Origin of the sequence: Eubacterium ramulus, from assembly GCF_045002895.1 — a bacterium.
Lineage (GTDB): Bacteria > Bacillota > Clostridia > Lachnospirales > Lachnospiraceae > Eubacterium_I > Eubacterium_I ramulus.
The window spans coordinates 3,202,043-3,222,241 of the sequence record NZ_CP173382.1 but is presented as its reverse complement, the minus strand read 5'-3'; the positions used below and the strand labels follow the sequence as shown (position 1 = coordinate 3,222,241).

At 43.1% G+C, this 20,199-nt stretch carries 15 protein-coding genes; 5 read left to right on the top strand and 10 right to left on the bottom strand.

Going from position 1 to position 20,199, the window contains the following annotated elements; all coding sequences use genetic code 11:
* Positions 1-83: 83 nt before the first annotated feature.
* From ACIRUQ_RS14855 to ACIRUQ_RS14845, 3 genes are all read right to left on the bottom strand, one after another.
* Positions 84-4,271, bottom strand: coding sequence for a glycoside hydrolase family 3 C-terminal domain-containing protein (locus tag ACIRUQ_RS14855; RefSeq protein ID WP_055290372.1), 4,188 nt, complete (start codon positions 4,269-4,271; stop codon positions 84-86).
* Between the two features lie 281 nt (positions 4,272-4,552).
* Positions 4,553-4,750 (bottom strand): DUF6472 family protein, encoded by a 198-nt coding sequence (locus ACIRUQ_RS14850; RefSeq protein ID WP_021740738.1) that lies wholly within the window; start codon positions 4,748-4,750, stop codon positions 4,553-4,555.
* 160 nt (positions 4,751-4,910) lie between these two features.
* A complete protein-coding gene (locus ACIRUQ_RS14845; protein ID WP_021740739.1) occupies positions 4,911-5,711 on the bottom strand; it encodes a DAPG hydrolase family protein in 801 nt (266 codons plus the stop codon).
* Between the two features lie 210 nt (positions 5,712-5,921).
* Between ACIRUQ_RS14845 and ACIRUQ_RS14840 the strand changes: the two genes are divergently transcribed.
* Both ACIRUQ_RS14840 and ACIRUQ_RS14835 read left to right on the top strand, forming a co-directional pair.
* The gene (locus tag ACIRUQ_RS14840; RefSeq protein WP_021740740.1) at positions 5,922-6,653 is read left to right on the top strand and encodes a response regulator transcription factor; all 732 of its coding nucleotides are present in this window, start codon (positions 5,922-5,924) and stop codon (positions 6,651-6,653) included.
* Positions 6,637-8,076, top strand: a complete 1,440-nt coding sequence (locus ACIRUQ_RS14835) for a HAMP domain-containing sensor histidine kinase (RefSeq protein WP_021740741.1) — start codon at positions 6,637-6,639, stop codon at positions 8,074-8,076. Before ACIRUQ_RS14840 ends, ACIRUQ_RS14835 begins: the two co-directional genes overlap by 17 nt.
* A gap of 143 nt (positions 8,077-8,219) precedes the next feature.
* Here ACIRUQ_RS14835 and secA read toward each other — a convergent pair whose 3' ends face one another.
* The gene (secA, locus tag ACIRUQ_RS14830) at positions 8,220-10,784 is read right to left on the bottom strand and encodes a preprotein translocase subunit SecA (RefSeq protein ID WP_044964958.1); all 2,565 of its coding nucleotides are present in this window, start codon (positions 10,782-10,784) and stop codon (positions 8,220-8,222) included.
* Positions 10,785-11,313: 529 nt separating this feature from the next.
* On the opposite strand from secA, the gene ACIRUQ_RS14825 reads away from it, so the two are divergent.
* Both ACIRUQ_RS14825 and ACIRUQ_RS14820 read left to right on the top strand, forming a co-directional pair.
* Positions 11,314-11,571, top strand: a complete 258-nt coding sequence (locus ACIRUQ_RS14825; protein WP_022035578.1) for a TIGR03905 family TSCPD domain-containing protein — start codon at positions 11,314-11,316, stop codon at positions 11,569-11,571.
* Between the two features lie 1,293 nt (positions 11,572-12,864).
* Positions 12,865-13,722: a DegV family protein gene (locus tag ACIRUQ_RS14820; protein WP_022035579.1), complete on the top strand. Its 858-nt coding sequence runs from the start codon at positions 12,865-12,867 to the stop codon at positions 13,720-13,722.
* 169 nt (positions 13,723-13,891) lie between these two features.
* Here ACIRUQ_RS14820 and ACIRUQ_RS14815 read toward each other — a convergent pair whose 3' ends face one another.
* The 4 genes from ACIRUQ_RS14815 to ACIRUQ_RS14800 form a co-directional block, all read right to left on the bottom strand.
* Positions 13,892-14,209 carry a YbjQ family protein gene (locus ACIRUQ_RS14815; protein WP_022035580.1) on the bottom strand — a complete coding sequence of 106 codons (318 nt, stop codon included), beginning with the start codon at positions 14,207-14,209 and terminating at the stop codon, positions 13,892-13,894.
* Between the two features lie 97 nt (positions 14,210-14,306).
* Positions 14,307-15,149 (bottom strand): hypothetical protein, encoded by an 843-nt coding sequence (locus tag ACIRUQ_RS14810; protein ID WP_022035581.1) that lies wholly within the window; start codon positions 15,147-15,149, stop codon positions 14,307-14,309.
* Entirely contained in the window at positions 15,143-15,841 is a 699-nt protein-coding gene (locus ACIRUQ_RS14805) for an ABC transporter ATP-binding protein (protein ID WP_022035582.1), read from the bottom strand. The genes ACIRUQ_RS14810 and ACIRUQ_RS14805 overlap by 7 nt, the downstream gene beginning before the upstream one ends.
* A complete protein-coding gene (locus tag ACIRUQ_RS14800; protein WP_022035583.1) occupies positions 15,831-16,208 on the bottom strand; it encodes a GntR family transcriptional regulator in 378 nt (125 codons plus the stop codon). The genes ACIRUQ_RS14805 and ACIRUQ_RS14800 overlap by 11 nt, the downstream gene beginning before the upstream one ends.
* A gap of 339 nt (positions 16,209-16,547) precedes the next feature.
* Here ACIRUQ_RS14800 and tig point away from each other — a divergent pair, with 339 nt between their 5' ends.
* Entirely contained in the window at positions 16,548-17,492 is a 945-nt protein-coding gene (tig, locus tag ACIRUQ_RS14795) for a trigger factor (protein WP_055290373.1), read from the top strand.
* Positions 17,493-17,850: 358 nt separating this feature from the next.
* Here the strand turns inward: tig and ACIRUQ_RS14790 are convergent, their stop codons facing one another.
* Together ACIRUQ_RS14790 and ACIRUQ_RS14785 are read right to left on the bottom strand one after the other, a co-directional pair.
* Entirely contained in the window at positions 17,851-19,215 is a 1,365-nt protein-coding gene (locus ACIRUQ_RS14790; protein ID WP_021738389.1) for an MATE family efflux transporter, read from the bottom strand.
* A complete protein-coding gene (locus tag ACIRUQ_RS14785) occupies positions 19,212-20,066 on the bottom strand; it encodes a glycerophosphodiester phosphodiesterase family protein (RefSeq protein WP_022035586.1) in 855 nt (284 codons plus the stop codon). Before ACIRUQ_RS14785 ends, ACIRUQ_RS14790 begins: the two co-directional genes overlap by 4 nt.
* Positions 20,067-20,199 lie beyond the last annotated feature (133 nt).

Here is a 20,199-nt window from a genome sequence, read left to right as displayed (position 1 = left end):
GCCTGCATGTTATCTCCGTCTTTTTCACGATTGTACAACAAAAACCGGGGGAATAAAACCCCCGGTTCTGTCACGCTCTATGATCAGAATACTACTTTTCCGTTTACTACATTCCACCAGCCATACTCATTTGCTGCACGGCCTGTATAACCGAAATCGATTTTTCCACCATTTACATACCACCAGCCGTACTCATTCGCTGCCAGTCCGGTGTAATTAAAGTTGATACTTCCATTCTGGACATACCACCAGCCATACTCATTTGCTACAAGTCCGGTGTAATTAAAGTCAACTTTTCCACCCTGTACCATAAACCATCCATTTTCATTAGCGGCAAGTCCGTTGTAGCTGAAATTAATGCTTCCATTCTGGAGATACCACCAGCCATACTCATTTGCTGCAAGTCCGGTGTAAGCAAAGTTGATACTTCCGTTCTGTACCATCCACCAGCCATACTCATTTGCTACAAGTCCGGTATAGCCAAAGTCCACCATGCCGTTTACAACCATGAACCATCCCTGGTCGTTTGATGCAAGTCCGGTATAAGTAAAATCAACTTTTCCGTTCTTTACATACCACCAACCATAAGCATTTGGAGCAAGGCCGGTTGCATCTGTGGCAACTTTACCATCGATATAATAGTTCCAGTTTCCATTTTCGTCTGCCTCATTTGCAAGTCCATCTGGAATCGTCACACCTGATGTTACAAACTGGATTCCTTCCACTCTTGCATTTGCATTTTTAAATACCAGATATACGTTATGAACACCTGATGCACCGCTCAGATCAGTAGAGGCTGTTGTATAACCAAGCTCTGTGTAAGTTCCGGCATCCACGCCATTTTCCGAAGTACGTGCACTGGTAACAGCTTCTGTTGCACCGTAGTTTACCGAACCGATCAGTTTTCCGTCCGGAGCATCCAGACGAAGCTCGATACCATTCTGAGCCTCTGTGGAAGCAACATTCAGGACAGCCTGTTTTACCTGATTCAGATCCACGTTCAGAAGTGCTGTGTATGCACCTGCTTTTTTTGCCATAACTGCAAATATCTCATCGCTGTCTGCTGCTGCGGCTTCTGCGGTATTTCCTTTGGAATACTCTACATATTTTACATCAGATGCTGTAAAGGAAGAGGACCATACATTCAGTTTTTCTGCAGTATCAGCGTTGCTGAGTGTACTTCCGGATACTTTTACTTTTTTGCTCAGTACATTCTCACCCTTCAGATCAGAAGAATGTGCCGCATACAGCTGGTAAGTACCGTCTTCTACCACATACTCACCTGCGTTGACATCCCATACTTCCAGTGCGGAAGCGTCTACATGAATGTCTACATTTGCAGATTCTCCTGCTTTCAGAGCAACCTTTTCAAAACCAACCAGTTTTTTCTGCGGTGCTGTATCACCATAAGATGAATCCGGATTCGATGCATAGATTTCCACAACATCAGAAGTATCTACGTTTCCTGTATTTTTTACAGTTACAGATACATCGATATTTCCATCTTTATCTGCTTTTGCATTCATACCGGAGTAAGTAAATTCTGAGTAAGACAGACCGTATCCAAACGGATAAGTCACATCTTCATTATCTGCATACATATAAGTCAGATGTGTCTGCTCCATATCTGTCTCTGTCATATCTACGGTCACATTATCGTCAATGTCATCCAATGTCAGACCTTCTACCAGATCCGGTCCGATGTTTGCCATGGCATTCTCCGGAAGTGCATATTTATCAATAGCCGGAAGTGCATCCTTGGATTTATACCAGGTACTTACGAGACGTCCGGTTGGTGCTGCCTCCCCGTAAAGGACATTTACAAGTGCGGTTGCATCATACTGTCCACCGAATGCGTTAAATACGATGGCAGATACATTTTCATCATTCTGTAACGCTTCTGCTTCCACCGGATATTCGGTATTGATGATAACGATGGTCTTTTTACCCTCTTTCGCATAGTTTGCTGCAACGGTAGATACCATGTCCATCTGATCCTCACTGAGACTCAGATATTTACGGTCAATACCCTCACCGGAAATACCGTTGTACGGCTGTCCGATAACTACAATGGCATAATCCGTATCTGCTGCCAGTTCTTCGGAATCCGCACCAGCCTCTTTTATCGTTTCTTCTTTGAAAGTATATGGTGTCTTATCTTCTGCACTTTCAAATGCTGCGATACCGGTTGCCAGATTTCCTCCGAGAAGGAACGGAAGGTTCGGTCCCTGAATCGGCTGTGCATCACCATTTAATTCTACTTTTCCATCCTCTGTTGTCTGCAGATACCAGCCTAATTTATCGCTGAGTGCCCAAGTGGTAGAAAAATCAGTATCATTGTATTTATCACCCATTTTCAGGTAATAATTTCCATCCTCATCCGCTGCACGTTTTGACAGGAAAGTCGGCATGTTGCTGACTGCAGTTGCCATTCCGGCACTTGCTTTCATGCTGTAAGATCCGTTATTGGAAACTGCCGCATCATACAATCCCATGGTATTGCCCGGCAGAGAATTGTTTTTCACACCTGCATTGATCCATTTCTGATTTGCCAGAGAAAGCAGACTGAATGCATCCTGTCCCCAGTCCGCATACTCAAATAAATACTTAGACTGATCTGCTGCCTGTGTGCCCTCTTCCGGGTTGGAAACTGTGAGCTGTGCACCGTTCTCATCCTCGGTGGCTGTTACATATCCACCGGCTGTCTTGTACGCAACCACGCGGTTTCCGGTGGAATAAGATACATTATCGCTGCCAATCTGGCTCTGTACTGCCTCCACTATATTATCGCCTGCGCCCTGTACATAAGTATTATATTTCTCATCATTGACATCCAGTTCGGAAGAATACTGTCCGTACTGCATCGTTTCTGCCATCACACCATAGACACCGGCTTTGGAATCACTGGATAACGGAAGCGTATGATTTTCATTTTTCAGCAATACCACAGACTCTTCAGCCATCTGAAGCTCTGTCTCCTGGCTTGTTTTGGAAGAATGATCTGTCTTGATATCCGTATACGGATAGTAACGCGGCTGACCGTTTTCATCTCGTTCATCCAGTGCGCCGGAACGTGCCATGGTTACAATTGTCGGACGTGCTACTTTATATACATCATCCTCTGTCAAACCTTCCACATGATTCTCCACCGCGGTTTTGATCGTCTGTGCAATGTCAGCATCTGCAATACCGGTGGTTCCTCCCTGAATATGACCAGCCAGAATCATGGATGCGGTACGATCCAGAAGGGAAGAAGAATACAGCTTATCATATCCGTTGGAAAATCCGGATGCATTCAGTCGGTACTGCTCGTCGATATAACCATACTCAGCCATAAAATCACAACCTGTAGTCACACCGTCTTTGCTTATTTTCTGTGCGAAATCATGGATAAATGTGGATGTCGTCGGTACACGGTTCATGTTTCCGTAAGAAGACATATAACCGGTGATCGTTCCATCTGAAAATGGCTTCTCAGCCGCTTTTCCATAATACTCATAGAATGTACGAGTACTTACGTTGTTGCCGCCCTGCAGACGGAAAAACTCGGAGTTGTACGTGGTCCAGTGCTTTGTCTGCGGAATGGATTTCATATAAACGTCAGACTCATCGCCAACCATACCGCCGGCCCAGGCGTCTGCCATCTCTCCGATCATAAATGCATCTTCACCGTATCCCTCATCGTAACGTCCGGATAACGGATTCATACGGGCATCAATCTGTGCCGCATGTGCGCCCACTGCTGTGGTTCCAATAGATGATGTCGCATATTTAGAACGCATCTCATCGCCATATACCGAACCGGCCTGTTTCAGCAGATCTGTATTCCAGGTCTGTGCCTGTGCCAGCTGATTCGGCCACTGTGTCTCTCCATCCAGACCCACATCTGCCGCACGGTTTACTGTAATCGGCACATTGTATGTTTTGCTCTCTCCATTCTCATCGGCGTAAGTACCAACCGGAGATTTGCCTGCCAGAATACTGATCCAGCCATCCACTCCGATCTCGTCCATGATCAGATTCACATAATCATCCAGATCCTCTGCATTTCCGTTGTACAATGGCATTCCCTCATAGCTTACATCGCCATCCTGATATGCGGCAGATGCGCGGTTGAATGTTTTTCCGTTATAAGTAGCGGTTGCACTTCCGGCACTTTCCTGTGTCTGCACCTGTGCGGCCTGTACCTGCATGGTCAGTCCCGGCACCTGTGCACTTCCTGCTACGATAGATGCTGCCAGTAAAATGGTCAGTAATTTTTTCATCTTCATAACTACCTTGTCCTCCTTATCCAAACCTTGATATCTGCATTTTATCAAACCTCACACCATCTCATAAGTCCAAAACATGGCGAATCCAGTAGTGCTTTTCACACATTTTTCACATTTTATCCGCGGGCAATTTCATCTCAGGCAAGAAATTACACATATTTTTAATTTTTATGTGATTTTCGGTACACTCAGACAAAAAAATGCAGGAGCCACTCGTTCTCCTGCACTTTTCGTTTCTTTTTCATTCTTTTTCTGTGTACAAATCTGCACACGATTCTGGTTTACATCTGCTTTCTTACAATACTGTACTCATCTCCGGCACGATAATACGGACATTCCCGGAACTGCCCGGTGATAAACCGATACATCTCGTCCTGATCCAGATCCTGGGTACAGACATAGTACTCATAATCCTCATCATATTCGTAATTCATACAGTATTCGCAGCTGGAACCGGCACTTTTCTTCTTTTTATCCATACGTTATCTCAATCCTGTCTCTGTTTTTGCATTTTGCATTTAAGAATATGAATGTTACAGACATTCTCTGTTCATACAGCTTACTATAACATTAACTGCCGCAAATATCCACAGGTTACATGGAAAAAACAGAGACTCCGTTCAGACTGCGCGGATCGAACTATAATACAACCGGACCATTTTCTTTGATGTAACGCCATCCCTCAGCAGTTTTCTCTACTTCCAGGCAGCACTGTACATTCTGTGACGGATCCGGATGATTTTTCCATAAATCATATAATTTCGGTAAAAATACCGGCCACTGACTTGCTTCAAAATCCTCATGTTCGGTCAGAAAGTTCGGTACGATCTTCGCATTCGGATCTTTTTTCAGGATATCAATGATAAAGGCCGGCGGTGCAGATACTTTGGAGTTCTGTACGGTTGCTGTAATATGCACACAGCCACCTTCTACATCTTCCCACATATGAACCGTAGAATCCACCAGTTCACCGAGATCGTTGTATACACCTTCGCAGATCACATGTTTCAGACATGTGGTGAACGGGAAGAACTCTTTCAACGCAAGTCTGTGGATTTCAACACCTTCGCCACCAAATACAGCTGCACCCGGTTCACATGCTTCGGAGATCATATGAACGGAAGCTTCCATACCGTACTCTACCGGTGTCTTTACCCATGTAAATTTCTTGTGAGAGCCCGGAGCCCACAGATAATATCCTTTTTCCATATTTGCCCAGAACCAGTCCATCATCTCAGATGTTACCCCGGGAAGAAAATGCTGTTTCTGTGACGGAAGTACATATCCTTTGTCAATGGCATCCTGATTCAGCTCCAGCTCAGGCAGTAATGGATTCGGTTTGGCCGGTTTCTCATAAGATGCAAAAGGTACCTTTACATTATCCTGACATGGCTGGTAAGTCTGTCCTCCGTTTGCCACATATGTTATATGTTCACTCATAAATAATCCTCCTTTGATCCAGCTCCTCTATGTCAAACTCTCTTTTTTGGTCTGCTGGTCTTACCTAATTTTCATTGTAATAGTTTTGCGATTCTTTGTCCAGAAAAAGTTCGCAAGACGAACTTCTTTCTGAATCTTTCTTAAGAAAACATGCTACAACTTCATAACTATGCTATGATGTGAGTGATAAACGTTAATTTACAAAAATATATGGAAAGGTTCGTTATCATCATGGAACAAGCAGCCATTTTAATCGCAGACGATAATCCCGAAATCCGGGAGATCATACAGATTCTCCTCTCCGGAGAAGGTTTTCAGGTACATGAAGCCGCCAGCGGAACCCAGGCTCTCGGCATGTTAAAAGAAAACACCTTTGACCTGATCATTCTGGACATCATGATGCCTGGTCTTAATGGTTATCAAACCTGTCTGGAAATACGCAAGAGTACAAACGTCCCGATCCTGTTCTTAAGTGCCCGCACCCAGGAAAGTGACAAAACGCTTGGTTTTTCCAGCGGCGGCGATGACTACCTTGCAAAACCTTTTTCTTATGCGGAACTGGTAAGTCGAGCCAAAGCCATGATACGCAGATATCAGGTGTATCAGGGAAAGCCAGCGCAACCCTCGCAACCGGACAAAATCACTTATCACCAGTTACAGTTGGATGAACTGACGCAGGAAGTGACCAAAAACGGTCTTCCTGTGGAATTAACAGATACTGAATACTCCATTTTGCTCCTGCTTCTGATGCATCCTGGACAGATTTTCTCCACAGAGCACCTTTATGAATCTATCTGGAACGAACCATATTACTATGGGGCGAACAACGTCATTATGGTGCATATCCGGAATCTGCGCCGGAAGATTGAGGACGATCCGAAAAATCCGACACTGATCAAAACTGTCTGGGGAAGGGGCTACCGCTGTGACAAAGAAAATTAAACACAAAGAATTGCGTTCCCACACAAAACATTTTACTGTCCTCTGTGACAAAAACCCCCTTTGGAAAATTCCACGGATCCGCTTGCAGTTTCTTGTCACGATCCTGCTTTCCTTCATGCTGGCCGTTGGTGGTTTTTCTCTCACCTGGCATATGATGCCCTGTGCATGGAAAATTGCCCGCCACATTCCCGGTATGGATCTGGACCGCGAGACTCTTAAGACAGAGCTCACAGAACGTGCCAAAAATTACGACCTGCCTTCTTCCGAAAATAATAAGCAGGAGCAGGCAGCGTTCAAACCATTTTTTGACTGCCTGGATTCTTACACTGGCATCGCAATTTACAGTGGGTCTGAACGTTACTTTCGTACACAGCATACCGCCGACATCGTTCACAGCAAGAACTGGAACTTTTTTACCAACATGATCTTTCAGATCACATACAGTAATTACGCAAGCGTGTTACCTCTGAACGGAATCGAAGATTATTTTCAGATAAAAGTAGAATTTAAAAACGAAACCGGCGAACTGTATGTCTCCAGTTTCCACAACTCCAAACTGACCATTCCGTGGTTCCTGTTTTCCATCGGAGTTGCACTCTTTCTGTTGCTGTTACTGCCACTTTTGTTTTTGCGGAAAAAAGTACAGGACATCGGCATTCTAAAAGACCACATTTTGCAAATGTCTGGTGGGGATTTAAATCATCCCATCGCTTCCATGGGAAATGATGAGCTTGGTGTCCTCGCACGGGAACTGGATCAGATGCGCAATACCCTGTACACCAACATACAGCAGGAAGTGGAAAGCCGTCGGGCCAATCAGGACCTCATCACTGCCATGTCCCATGATCTGCGCACACCACTAACCATTTTACATGGTTATCTGGATATTCTGGCACTTGGCCGCAATCCAGAGCAACAATCTGAATATGTCCGGCGCTGTCTGCAAAAAACAGAAGACATCCAGCAGCTGACCGACCGCATGTTTGAATATTCTCTGGTTTACGAACCCCCGCAATCCCCTCTTCTGGTTCCGGTTCCTCTGAAAAATGTACAGCACATGCTCTCCGAGCATCTGGATTTTCTCCGGCTTGCCGGATTTCAGACATCAGAAACCATAGCTCCATTGTACGGACAGATCGAAGGCGATGAAACATCCCTGAAGCGGTTGTTTCAAAATCTGTTTTCTAATGTTTTGAAATATGGGGATAAATCGGAACCAGTGACTTTACAGATTTCTCAGAAAAATGATATTTTCCAGATCATACTTTCCAATGCAGTAAAAAAAGACCTGACCGGCATTGAAAGCAACCGCATCGGATTAAAAAGTGCGGAAAAAATAGCCAAAATGCACCATGGAACCCTGACTTTTACGCAGAAAGATAAAACGCTTTTTCTTGTCGAAGTAACGTTTCCTTTGCCGTAATCCTCCACGACATAACGAAATTATTTTCGCTGTATATAAAAGATATTTTCTGTCAAAATTAACATCTTTTCACCCAAAAATGGCACCTGACGATATCATCGTTCAGATGCCATTTTTTTATTTCATATAGTATTTTACACTTTCTATGCCTTTCTTCCGCAGCACTGTTTGTATTTCTTACCGCTTCCGCATGGGCACGGATCATTTGGATATACTTTTTTAGTTTCCCGTGTCTTCGGTGCTCTCTGCAGGGAATCGTCTTTGTTTGTTCCGGTTACTTTGGCAACCTCCTCACGTTCAACCTTCTGCTCTACTTTTACATGGAACAGCAGGCGGATGGTTTCTTCCTGAATGTTTGCCGTCATCTCATCAAACATTTCAAATCCGGCCATCTTGTACTCAACCAGCGGATCTCTCTGACCATATGCCTGAAGACCGATGCCTTCACGGAGAATCTCCATATCATCAATATGATCCATCCACTTACGATCAATGGTTTTCAACAGAACGACACGCTCCAGCTCACGGATCATCTCTTCCTCCGGGAACTCTGCTTCTTTTGCCTCATATAACTTCACTGCACGCTCTTTGAGCATATGTTTCAGTTCGTTTGCGTTCAGACTCTGAACCTCATCGTCCCCTAACGGCTGCATCGGAATGACAGGGATCAGCAGTTCATTTAACTCCAGGACATCCCACTTCTTACCTTCTTCATCCGATACACAGTGATCTACGGTATCTTCCACACGGTCTGTGATCATCTTATAAATGGCACTGCGCATGTTCTCTCCATCCAGGACACGACGGCGCTCGCCGTAGATAATCTCTCTCTGATCGTTCATAACCTGATCGTACTCCAACAGGTTTTTACGAATACCAAAGTTGTTACCCTCGATCTTCTCCTGTGCTTTCTCGATTGCACTGGAAAGCATCTTATGCTCAATCTGCTCACCATACGGAACACCCATTGCGTTGAACATATTGATCAGTTTTTCAGAACCGAACAGACGCATCAGATCATCTTCCAGAGAAATATAGAAACGGGATTCACCCGGATCTCCCTGTCGGCCAGAACGTCCACGCAGCTGATTATCAATACGGCGGGATTCATGACGCTCGGTACCAATGATTTTCAGACCACCGGCAGCTTTTGCCTCATCATCCAGTTTGATATCGGTACCACGGCCTGCCATGTTAGTTGCGATCGTTACTGCACCATGTACACCGGCCTGCGCTACGATTTCAGCCTCAAGTTCATGGAATTTCGCATTTAATACGCTGTGCTGAATACCTTCTTTTTTCAGCATTCTGCTCAAAAGTTCGGAAGTCTCGATCGTGATCGTACCAACCAGAACCGGCTGACCGGTTTCATGTGCTTTCACAACTTCCTGTACAACTGCCTCGAATTTCTCCTGTTTTGTCTTATATACAGCATCTTCTCTGTCGATACGTGCGATCGGACGGTTGGTCGGAATCTCGATAACGTCCATGCCGTAGATATCACGGAACTCTTTTTCCTCTGTCAGGGCTGTACCTGTCATACCTGCTTTCTTTGCATATTTATTGAAGAAGTTCTGGAATGTAATAGTTGCAAGCGTCTTGCTCTCACGTTTTACTTTTACATGCTCTTTTGCCTCAATTGCCTGATGAAGTCCGTCAGAATAACGACGTCCCGGCATAATACGTCCGGTAAACTCATCAACGATCAGGATCTCATCATCTGCAACTACATAATCCTGATCACGGTGCATCAGGTTATGTGCACGCAGTGCAAGGATGATATTGTGCTGGATCTCAAGATTCTCAGCATCTGCAAGGTTGTCAATCTTGAAAAATTTCTCGACTTTTTCCACACCTTCCTGTGTCAGGTTGATGACTTTATCTTTCTCATTTACGATGAAATCACCGGTTTCCTCGATTTCAATACCCATGATGGCATCCATTTTGGAAAATTCCTGACTTGCCTCACCACGTTTCATCTGTTTTGCCAGAATGTCACATGCCTCATACAGCTTGGTGGATTTGCCGCTCTGTCCGGAAATGATCAGCGGTGTACGTGCCTCATCGATCAATACAGAGTCAACCTCATCGATGATGGCATAGTGCAGATCACGCTGTACCAGCTGCTCCTTGTAGATAACCATATTGTCACGCAGATAATCGAAACCAAGTTCATTATTGGTAACATACGTAATATCACACTCATATGCTTTCTTACGTTCATCATGATCCATATCATTCAGAACCACGCCTACGGTCAGTCCCAGGAACTCATGTACTTTTCCCATCCATTCAGCATCACGTTTTGCCAGGTAATCATTGACGGTAACGATATGAACACCTTTTCCTTCCAGTGCATTCAGATATGCCGGAGATGTGGAAACAAGTGTCTTACCTTCACCGGTCTTCATCTCTGCGATACGTCCCTGATGAAGAACGATACCACCGATGAGCTGTACCCGGTAATGCTCCATGCCAAGCACACGTTTTGCAGCTTCACGGACAGTTGCAAAAGCTTCCGGAAGAAGATCATCCAGAGTTTCTCCTTTTGCAAGTCTTTCTTTATATTCTTTTGTTTTACCACGCAGCTCCTCATCAGACAATGCCTGCATCTGAGGACGATAACTTTCGATTTTATCCGCGATCGCATAAACTGATTTCAGTTCCCGCTCGCTGTGGGTTCCAAAAATTTTTTCTATAATATTCATGTAGTTCTCCTGTACCTTTCCTTCTTTGCGGCTATAAGCCGCTAAACATAATCTATATTTTACCACTGAATAAGTCATCGCACAATACACAAACCGGTAAACGATTTGTGAACTTTTTATAAACGAAGAACTTTTTCTATACACCTCTTTTCAAAGTATGCTATACTTAATTCTTGAAATCAAATTTTCCCGGAAATCAGATTTCATCTCAGTTTTTACTTTCAAGTCGAACGCACGTGAGACTTGGTGCGTGATTCTGGTCAGCGAAAGCTGACATATTCTTCTCAGAATCACTGCACTCTACACTTCGTTTCGGTCGGCGCAAAACCATTGTCTCCCAGACAATGTGCGCCCTCGCGGAGCGTTTATCTCAGTCGGAGATTGTACTCCCACTGAGAAAGACTTGTTATTACTCACCACTTGCAGAAGTGGGAGTCTTCTCGACTGAGATAAAACATGGAAGAAACATGCACGCTCGAAATCTATAAAGAATTCTGAGCACACACAAACACAAAAGGAGGATTTTATCATGAGTTATTTATACAAAACAAAAGGCACCTGTTCCACAATGATCGAAGTTGAGCTGGATGGACATATTGTAAAGGATGTCAAATTTACCGGCGGATGCAACGGTAATCTGAAAGCCATCCCAAAACTGGTGCAGGGTCTGACGGTTGAGCAGGTAGAAGAAAAGCTTTCCGGCATCTCCTGTTCCGGACGTCCTACGTCCTGCGGAGATCAGCTGGCAAAAGCCTGTCGTGCTGCCCTGGAAGCACAGAATGCATAGCTGATGCATGACTGATAATAAAGAAAAAGGATTCGAAGCATCTGTACCTCTGTGTTCCATGTACAGATGCTTTTTCTTTCTCTATCGGTCGTAATTATCTGATAACTTAACATTGTATCTCGATCATTTCTGCCTATTCTTATTTATTTAAAATATTTTTTCACTTTTCTATTGACATATCATGTTTTATCTGTTATATTGAGTACAACAAATAAAGAACTTACAGTTCTTACAAAATTAAAGAAAGAGAGGTACAGTCCACCGGAAACATAATTTAAACTTCAAAAAACGATACTAAGCATAGGAGGTACGGTCCAATCTACATTTAAATTTTATCTTCATTTATTATAACGAAAGAGGTACAGTCCAATGAAATAGTTATTCGTTTTCCATCAATTTAATTTTTCGAAAACGAGGTATGGTCCAATGAAATAATTATTCATCTTTCATCATTTAAATTTTTGAAAACGAGGTACAGTCCAATGAAATAGTTATTTTCTTTTCATAATTTAAATTCTTGAAACGGAGAACAGACCAATGGACAGGTAAATGAATTAATTTAATCTTAGAATACATAGTTGGAGGTACAGTCCACCAGAGATTAAAGTAATCAGCAGTTTTTCCTGATACCAGAATTGAATACATGACAGATACCATAGTAAATCAGAAAATCAAGGTTCAGATGGCAACGTTCAGATATGAATCGGATTTAAAAGGTCATGATAGAAGGAGATTTGAAAACGTAACGGGAAAGGCTCAAAAGAAAATTGAATCAAAAAATTGTATAACGAGACATATCGAAAGATTAAGGAGGAAAAATCCCTTGGAGAGTATATGTTATTAAGGCTACATTGATATCTGTAAAAACAGTATTGATGTAGCCTTTTCTAGTACAGTGTTTCTGAAATAAGTAGCATATAGAACGCAGGATGTTTTTACAAGTGTGTGATTCCAAAAATGCAGGCGTAGCGGGCTACGCCGAGGCTTTTGGAATTGCGCAATTGTGAAAATAGACAAGTTATATGTGGTACTTATTTAGAAATCGCTGTACTAGTACCGTGTTTCGTAAATAACTGTACCAATGCCTGCTTTTTGCATTTCCTTCCCTCTTCTACTCCCTTTCTGCTCATCTTCAAAAATACTCTTTCTTTTACATCATACACGTTACTGTTCGCAGATCCGCCGGTTACCTTTCCCTGATTTCTATTGACACACTTCTCTTATAGGTGTAATCTAGTATTGAAAACTAGATGTTGTCGTTTTAGCAGACAACAAGAAAGGTATACAACTGAAATGAGAGAGATTATTATTTCCACTGAAAGTGGCTCCGATCTTCCGGAAAACCTTGTAAAAAAATACGATATAAAAGTCATTCCCATGCATATTGTCATGGATGGCACTTCCTATGCTGACGGAACCATCAGCGTAGATAAAATTTACGAATACCATAATGAGACAAAAAAAATCCCGACAACTTCTGCGGTAAATGTCGGCGAATACATTGATTTCTTCACACAAATCCGCAAAGAGCATCCGGACTGCGTTATTATGCATCTGGCTTATTCCTCGCTGGCATCTTCTACTTATCAGAATGCAGAGATTGCCATCCGCGAATTTGAGGATATCTATCTGATCGATACAAGAAACGTATCCGGTGGCTGTACGGCACATCTTGCAAAAACATATGAGATCGTTCAGGCGAAAAAAGATACTGTCACCGACTATAAAGCATTGGCTGATGAAATCGAATCCTGGAACAAAAAAGTCTTCTGTTCCTTCATTCCGGGAAATCTGGACTATCTGAAAGCTGGTGGACGAGTGTCCAATGCTGCATACCTGGGTGCTACACTGCTCCGTCTGAAACCACTGATCGAGATCGTGGACGGACAACTTCTTGCCTCCAAGAAATACCGCGGCTCTATTGAAAAATTTGTGGATACCTATATGGAAGAATATCTTGCGAAACATGATGTTTCCAGAAAATGTCTGTATCTGATGTATTCCAAAGGACTTTCCCAGGTTGCCCTTGACCGGATGAAAGAAAATGCAATCCGCTTCGGCTTTGAAAGCTATGAATATGTCATGACCGGATGTGTTATCAGCTGCCATAGCGGTCCGGGAGCAATCGGACTTGCCGGATGTTGTGAATAAGATTTTTTACATGTTTTTTAAAAGATAAATTCCATTCAAAAAATCCCATATTTTTCATCTCGCAGGCTAAAACGCCTTACTCTGATGAAAAATATGGGTTTTTTCTTTACATTATGGGCATTCTTTTGTAAAGCAGACATTCGCAATCCGCTTTGTCTGCTTTCTCTTTTTACTTATTTACGAATTTGACAGCCGTACCGTATGCAATGACTTCGGCCGCTCCCTGGATGATAGCTGATGTCGCAAAACGAATATTTACCACTGCGTCTGCACCAAGTCCTTCGGCTTCTTCTACCATACGCTGAATCGCCAGATCTCTTGCTTCGTTCATCATCTCGGTATAGGCTTTCATTTCTCCGCCTACCAGATTTTTGAAGCTTGCACCGATATCCCTGCCAATATTTTTGCACTGAATGGTACTTCCTTTTACCATTCCAAGCATCTCCAGTTCTTTTCCTGATATATAATCTGTGTTTACTAATACCATAAGACTGTTCCTCCCATTTTTCGCCGTTTGTCAATTATGCAAGCATATTGGCTCACTTACGCTCATTATATCATAGGGTGTATGAAATATGTCATTTTTACTCCAAATTTAATTTATTTTTCAAAAACCATGTCGTCACAAAGAAGAAGATGACACTGTAAATGGCATCGGTGATGCACTGTCCCGCCAGAAGTTTGACATATCCGGCTACGACCATACCTTTTCCTGCATCAGCATGAACTCCGATACCGGCATTATCCACTGCCATGGAACCGTTGAGCATCTCAATCAGATTAAAGTTTGTCAGCGTACCGATAATTGCAATAATAATCAGAATTACGATAAAGGTCAACACACTGTAAAATACTTTATGTCTCTTTGCAGCAGCACCGATTGCCATAGCCGTATAAACCAGCAGAATGATACGAACAATCTGAATCACCGCAGTTACAATGGTCAGAATGATTTCTCCCGCACTTTCCTGAAAAAATTTGAAGAAATCTCCCCATGGAAGGGAACACCAGTCAAGTGCAAACAGATTTCCACTGCCAGCCACACTGGTCAGCACAAGTACAAACACAGATACGATCAATGTTATGATACTCAGCAAAACCCAGATCAGAGAACTGATGGTTTTAGATGCAACCAGCATCCATGTAGGAACCGGAAGGGTATGCATCAGATAACCTTCTCCTTTCAGCAGATTTTTATAAAATCGCTGAAGGATCATAACAACCGTCACGATCATCAGTGTCATGATCAATAGTGTATAGATCAGACCGCTGACTACAACTGCAATTGCATTCCCCTGTGTCGCCTGCCAGATAGTTCCTCTGGCAAGGAATCCAACTATCGCTGCCACGATCAAAACAGCCAGATACAGCACACCCATCAGCCTGCTGGTCGATTTCAACTCATACTTCAATAATTTTCCTAACATCTGAATACCTCCCTGAACAACTCATCTACTGATTTATGTTCTGTTTCACGAATTTCATCCACACTGCGATGAAAAACAATATTGCCCCGATTGATAAATACTGCCTCGTCCAGTACACGCTCAATGTCTGAAATCAAATGTGTAGACATTACGACCAGTGCATCTTCAGAATAATTCCGAATGATAGTATTTAAAATATAATCTCTTGCCGCCGGGTCTACACCGCCGATTGGCTCATCCAGAAAATAGATTTCTGCATTCCGGCTCATCGCCAGTATCAGCTGTACTTTTTCTTTATTACCCTTGGATAATGTTTTTAGCCGGTCTTTCTCCCGTAAATTCAACTGTTTTAACATTTCCTCCGCTTTCTTCCGGTCAAAGTCTGCATAAAAATCGTCAAACATTCCTACCAGTGCTTCCACATTCATCCAGTCCGGCAGATAATTTGCATCCGGCAGATAAGAAACGAATGCTTTTGTCTCCGGCCCCGGTTTCAAACCGTTTAACAAAATTTCTCCGGATGTGGGCTGAAGCAGACCATTTGCCAGTTTGATCAATGTGGTCTTTCCGCTTCCATTCGGTCCAAGTAATCCTACGATTCTGCCACTTTCTAACGTCAGATTCACATCACTCAAAGCCATTACATTTCCATAATCTTTTGTCAGATTCTTACATTCCAGTCTACTGCTCATGACACGCTCCCTCCTTGTCCTCTCGGATCAAATCTATAATTTCCTCTTTTTCAAACCCCATATTTTTCATCTGCTGTAAAAATGTCTGTATGGTTTCCCTTGCTGTCTCACGTTTCATTTTCTGAATTCTCCCTTCATCATCTGTCACAAACCTTCCACTTGTTCTCTGCGAATGAACCAGTCCCATCCGTTCCAGCTCTGCCAGGGCCTTCTGCATTGTATTCGGATTCACCTCCGCCTCACTGGCAAGATCCCGCACCGATGCAAGCTTGCTGCCCGGTGCATAATATCCGGTTGCTATTCTGTTTTGAATAATATCAACCAGCTGAAGATAGATTGATTTGTCATTTACAAAATTCCACGCCATATCCATTCTCCATCCTTTCTTTGTTTCTCTGTGTATCTCTATGCATCGTTTGTATTATTGTACTGTTGTATTACTTGATTAATACAATAATACTTATGAATCGTTTTGTCAATAGAAAAAAAGAATTTTTATAATATTGCTATACGGTGTTGTCACTTCTGTGCTATGATATCTTTATTCAACAATGTGGTGGGCATTTGCAATCGGATTCCGCCACTTACTTACGAAAACAGTATTTCAGAAATATAGCCAGTACATCGTTTCGTAAATAACTATACCGGAATGACACATTTAAAAGATTTCAAGAATACACAAAAATAACATGGAGGGTTTACTCTTATGAGATTAGGAACATACAAGGGCATTCATATGACACGCCCAAATACGGAAGTGACCAAACACGAAGTCCTGAACGTTTTAAAAAAGAAACAAAAGGAATATGCCGTTGCCACAAACATTGATGACCGCAGCGCACAGGAAGGCGATCAGGTAATCCTTGATTTTCAAGGCATGTATCATGGACAGGACATCCCGCATGGAAACGGTTCAGATTTTGCACTGACCATCGGTGCCAAAGCTTTTTTACCGGAATTTGATGACGCTCTGATTGGAAAAAATATCGGTGATACCTTTGATATCAATGTTACATTCCCGACAGATTACCGCATCAGCACTATGCAGAACCGCTCTGTTGTATTCCACACAACATTAAAAAAAATCCGTCTGATGGACTATCAGCCGATTGATGATGAGTTTGCAAAGGATTTTTCTGAATATACAACACTGAATGAATGGGAAAATGAAATTTTTTCCCATCTGCAGGCTCGGCGAAAAACTTCGGTACAGGAAAAATTGACCCGGGAAGTAATGGCAAAAATCATTGCCGATTCTGATATCCCGATTGATGATGACATGAAGGAAGAAATAACACAGATTTATTATGATGACTTTCTGGATGAACTGGAAATGAATCAGATCCCACTGGAACTTTACTGCAAGCGTTCCGGTCATACCGAAGATGAAATCTATGCTGACAAAGAGCAGGAAGCTATTAAAACAATTCAGGCACAGAGTGTACTCCATGCCGTTGCTGCTGCAGAAAAAATCAGCATCACGCAGGAAGAACTGAATACGGAACTGCAAAATATTGCACAGGAAGAGGAAGAAGATCCGGAGGAATTCATGGCAACACTGGAAGAGGAAGATGTAGAAAATATAGCCGATCAGCTAACGATGGATAAAACGATGGCCTTCATATTGGACAGCGTAGTTTGGGATGATTAATAGGATGATCGTCATATTTGGCAGCGTGATTTAAGTTCATAAAAGGAGAAGAACTCAGATGAGTACTTCTCCTTTTTTACGTTTTCAAGTCGAACGCACGTGAGACTTGGTGCGTGATTCTGGTCAGCAAAAGCTGACATATTCTTCTCAGAATCACTGCACATCCTCGCGGAGCGTTTATTTCAGTCGGAGATTGAACTCCCACTGAGAAAGATTTGTTATTACTCACCACTTGCAGAAGTGGGAGTCTCAACTCAGACTGAGATGAACACGCGGTCGCTATTCCGCCCATGAGCTGCAAGCAGTACTGCTCTACGTTTTTCCTTTTTATGTTATACACACGCACACGAATCACTAGTTATACGACTTTATGGTCAAGCCATTTTCTTCTGTGGAACCGGATTGTAAACACAATACTCCGCACGGTCCAATCGGTAAACATTCCGATCCACACTGCGATCGGTCCAAATCCCTGTGCCCGGCAAAGATAGATGCACAGGCTCACTCGGAAGATCCACATGGAACAGGTGGACAAAATCATGGAAAATTTGACATCTCCGGCTGCACGCAGTCCATACGGCGGGATAAATGCCGGAACCCAGACGATTGGTTTTACAATCGTGATTACCGTCATCATATAAAAACACATATCCGCACTGGCTGGTTCCATACCTGCGATCATTGTAATCGGCTTCGTCAATCCCCAGATGATGAGACAGCAGATGATAACAACCACCTCGGACAATACGGCAAGTTTCTTGATATAATACACGGCCTGTTCTTTTTCACCGGCACCGATACACTGACCGACAATGGTCATCAGACCAATTCCAATACCAATTGCTGCAATACCGTTTAAATTCTCTAATATGATCGTCATGGCCTGTGCTGCAATGGCGGTAGTTCCAAGTGTGGACACTGTGGACTGGATTGCCAGTTTACCAAACTGGAACATACCATTTTCAATACCGGACGGGATTCCGACAGAAAGAATGATCAAAATCAGTTTCATATCCGGACGGATACTAAAATAATCACGGATCACAATCTCCTGCTTCGGCACACGCTGACGGCAGATCATAATGATGGACATCAGAATCCGGGAAGCAAGTGTGGAAATTGCCGCACCGGCTACCCCCATATGGAATCCAAAGATCAAAACCGCATTTCCGGCAATATTTACCAGATTACATAATGCAGAAATCGTCATCGGCAGCCTGGAATTTCCCTCAGCCCGGAAAAATGCCGCATTCGCATCAAACAGACCGATAAATGGGAACGACAGAGCTGTGATCAGAAAATAAATCTGGGAATTATCCATAACATCCTGTTCCACATTACCGAAAATCAGCCGCAGCAACGGATGACGAAAGGCTATACATACTGCCATTAATCCAATGGAAATGACCAACATTGACAGCAATACCTGACGGGCTGCCTTATTGCAGGCCTTCACATCTTTTCTGCCCAGATACTGTGAACAGATGATGGCACCTCCGGCGGTCAGTGCGGTGAACACCTGAATGACCAGCACATTAATGGAATCCACCAGAGAAACAGCAGAAATAGCTGCACTTCCAACATTGCTGACCATCATACTGTCCACAGTACCCATCAGAGAATTCAACAACTGTTCCACCATCAGAGGTATCAGCAATACCTTCAGATCGTGATTGGAAAAGAGCAGCTTACCCGCATCTATCTTCTGTTTTTTTGTTCTCAACTCAATCTCACCTTTTCTCCTTCCTCCGGCAGAAAACTGTCAAAAATAAACATATCAAATGTACCGCGGGCAGCTTCCAGCTCGGCCTGACTCTTTATCGTCCATGCCGCGGTTTTTACTTTAAATAATTTTCGGCACATCCGAAATCCCCGGATATGTCGGTCTTTGTGATTATACGATATAAAATCCGGTTTTGCACAGAAATTCAACAGCAGATTTGTCAGGAAAAAACGCACAATCTTCGGCATCTTATCCTCGCTGTGAAAGAAATCCATAGACAATTGTCCCCGCAGTACCTTTGGATTATGTCTGCGATACCAGACCAGTGCCAGCGGATTAAAGCATTCCATACAGTAAACACCGCTGTATTGAGATAACATCTCTGCGGCAGCTTCCGTAGTCGCCTTGTAATCATAACCAACTTTGATTTCAACCACAAGCGGTGTTCTGCCCGCAATCAGATCCAGCACAGCAGAAAAAAGCGGTATCTTTTCTGTACTGCCTTTCAAAGAATACTGCTCTAATTCTGCATATGTTAATTCTGTTAATTTCTTATGTATGCCGCACATACGCTTCAGGTCAAAATCGTGAAAAACCACAAGTTTTCCATCTTTGGTAAGCTGCACGTCCAGCTCAATGCCAAAACCTTGATCTACCGCTTTTCGAAATGCTGCCAGACTGTTTTCCGGTGCTTCTGAATGATTATCAAAAAGACCACGATGAGCGATCATTGTATGATCAAAAGCTGCAAAAGACCGTGTTTTTTCTGTTTCCGGTCGAAGCATATATAGACTTAAGCCCAGTAAGCCAAACAGGATTGCGGCAGCAACAAAAAGCCATACCAGTATCATTTCTGTATTTTCCTCCGCATCTGTACATTTCAAGAATGCCCAGGCATTTTTGCTGCGAGATGCACGTCATGCAATGCATGCAAAGCTGGCTATAACTCCAGCCAGCTTATGTTCTTTCACTTGCTCAGACAAA

Bases quoted from the DNA above. Each gene is read 5' to 3' on its own strand.
- ACIRUQ_RS14855 (WP_055290372.1), bottom strand. From the start codon at position 4,271: ATGAAGATGAAAAAATTACTGACCATTTTACTGGCAGCATCTATCGTA.
- ACIRUQ_RS14850 (WP_021740738.1), bottom strand. From the start codon at position 4,750: ATGGATAAAAAGAAGAAAAGTGCCGGTTCCAGCTGCGAATACTGTATG.
- ACIRUQ_RS14845 (WP_021740739.1), bottom strand. From the start codon at position 5,711: ATGAGTGAACATATAACATATGTGGCAAACGGAGGACAGACTTACCAG.
- ACIRUQ_RS14840 (WP_021740740.1), top strand. From the start codon at position 5,922: ATGGAAAGGTTCGTTATCATCATGGAACAAGCAGCCATTTTAATCGCA.
- secA (WP_044964958.1), bottom strand. From the start codon at position 10,784: ATGAATATTATAGAAAAAATTTTTGGAACCCACAGCGAGCGGGAACTG.
- ACIRUQ_RS14825 (WP_022035578.1), top strand. From the start codon at position 11,314: ATGAGTTATTTATACAAAACAAAAGGCACCTGTTCCACAATGATCGAA.
- ACIRUQ_RS14820 (WP_022035579.1), top strand. From the start codon at position 12,865: ATGAGAGAGATTATTATTTCCACTGAAAGTGGCTCCGATCTTCCGGAA.
- ACIRUQ_RS14815 (WP_022035580.1), bottom strand. From the start codon at position 14,209: ATGGTATTAGTAAACACAGATTATATATCAGGAAAAGAACTGGAGATG.
- ACIRUQ_RS14810 (WP_022035581.1), bottom strand. From the start codon at position 15,149: ATGTTAGGAAAATTATTGAAGTATGAGTTGAAATCGACCAGCAGGCTG.
- ACIRUQ_RS14805 (WP_022035582.1), bottom strand. From the start codon at position 15,841: ATGAGCAGTAGACTGGAATGTAAGAATCTGACAAAAGATTATGGAAAT.
- ACIRUQ_RS14800 (WP_022035583.1), bottom strand. From the start codon at position 16,208: ATGGCGTGGAATTTTGTAAATGACAAATCAATCTATCTTCAGCTGGTT.
- tig (WP_055290373.1), top strand. From the start codon at position 16,548: ATGAGATTAGGAACATACAAGGGCATTCATATGACACGCCCAAATACG.
- ACIRUQ_RS14785 (WP_022035586.1), bottom strand. From the start codon at position 20,066: ATGATACTGGTATGGCTTTTTGTTGCTGCCGCAATCCTGTTTGGCTTA.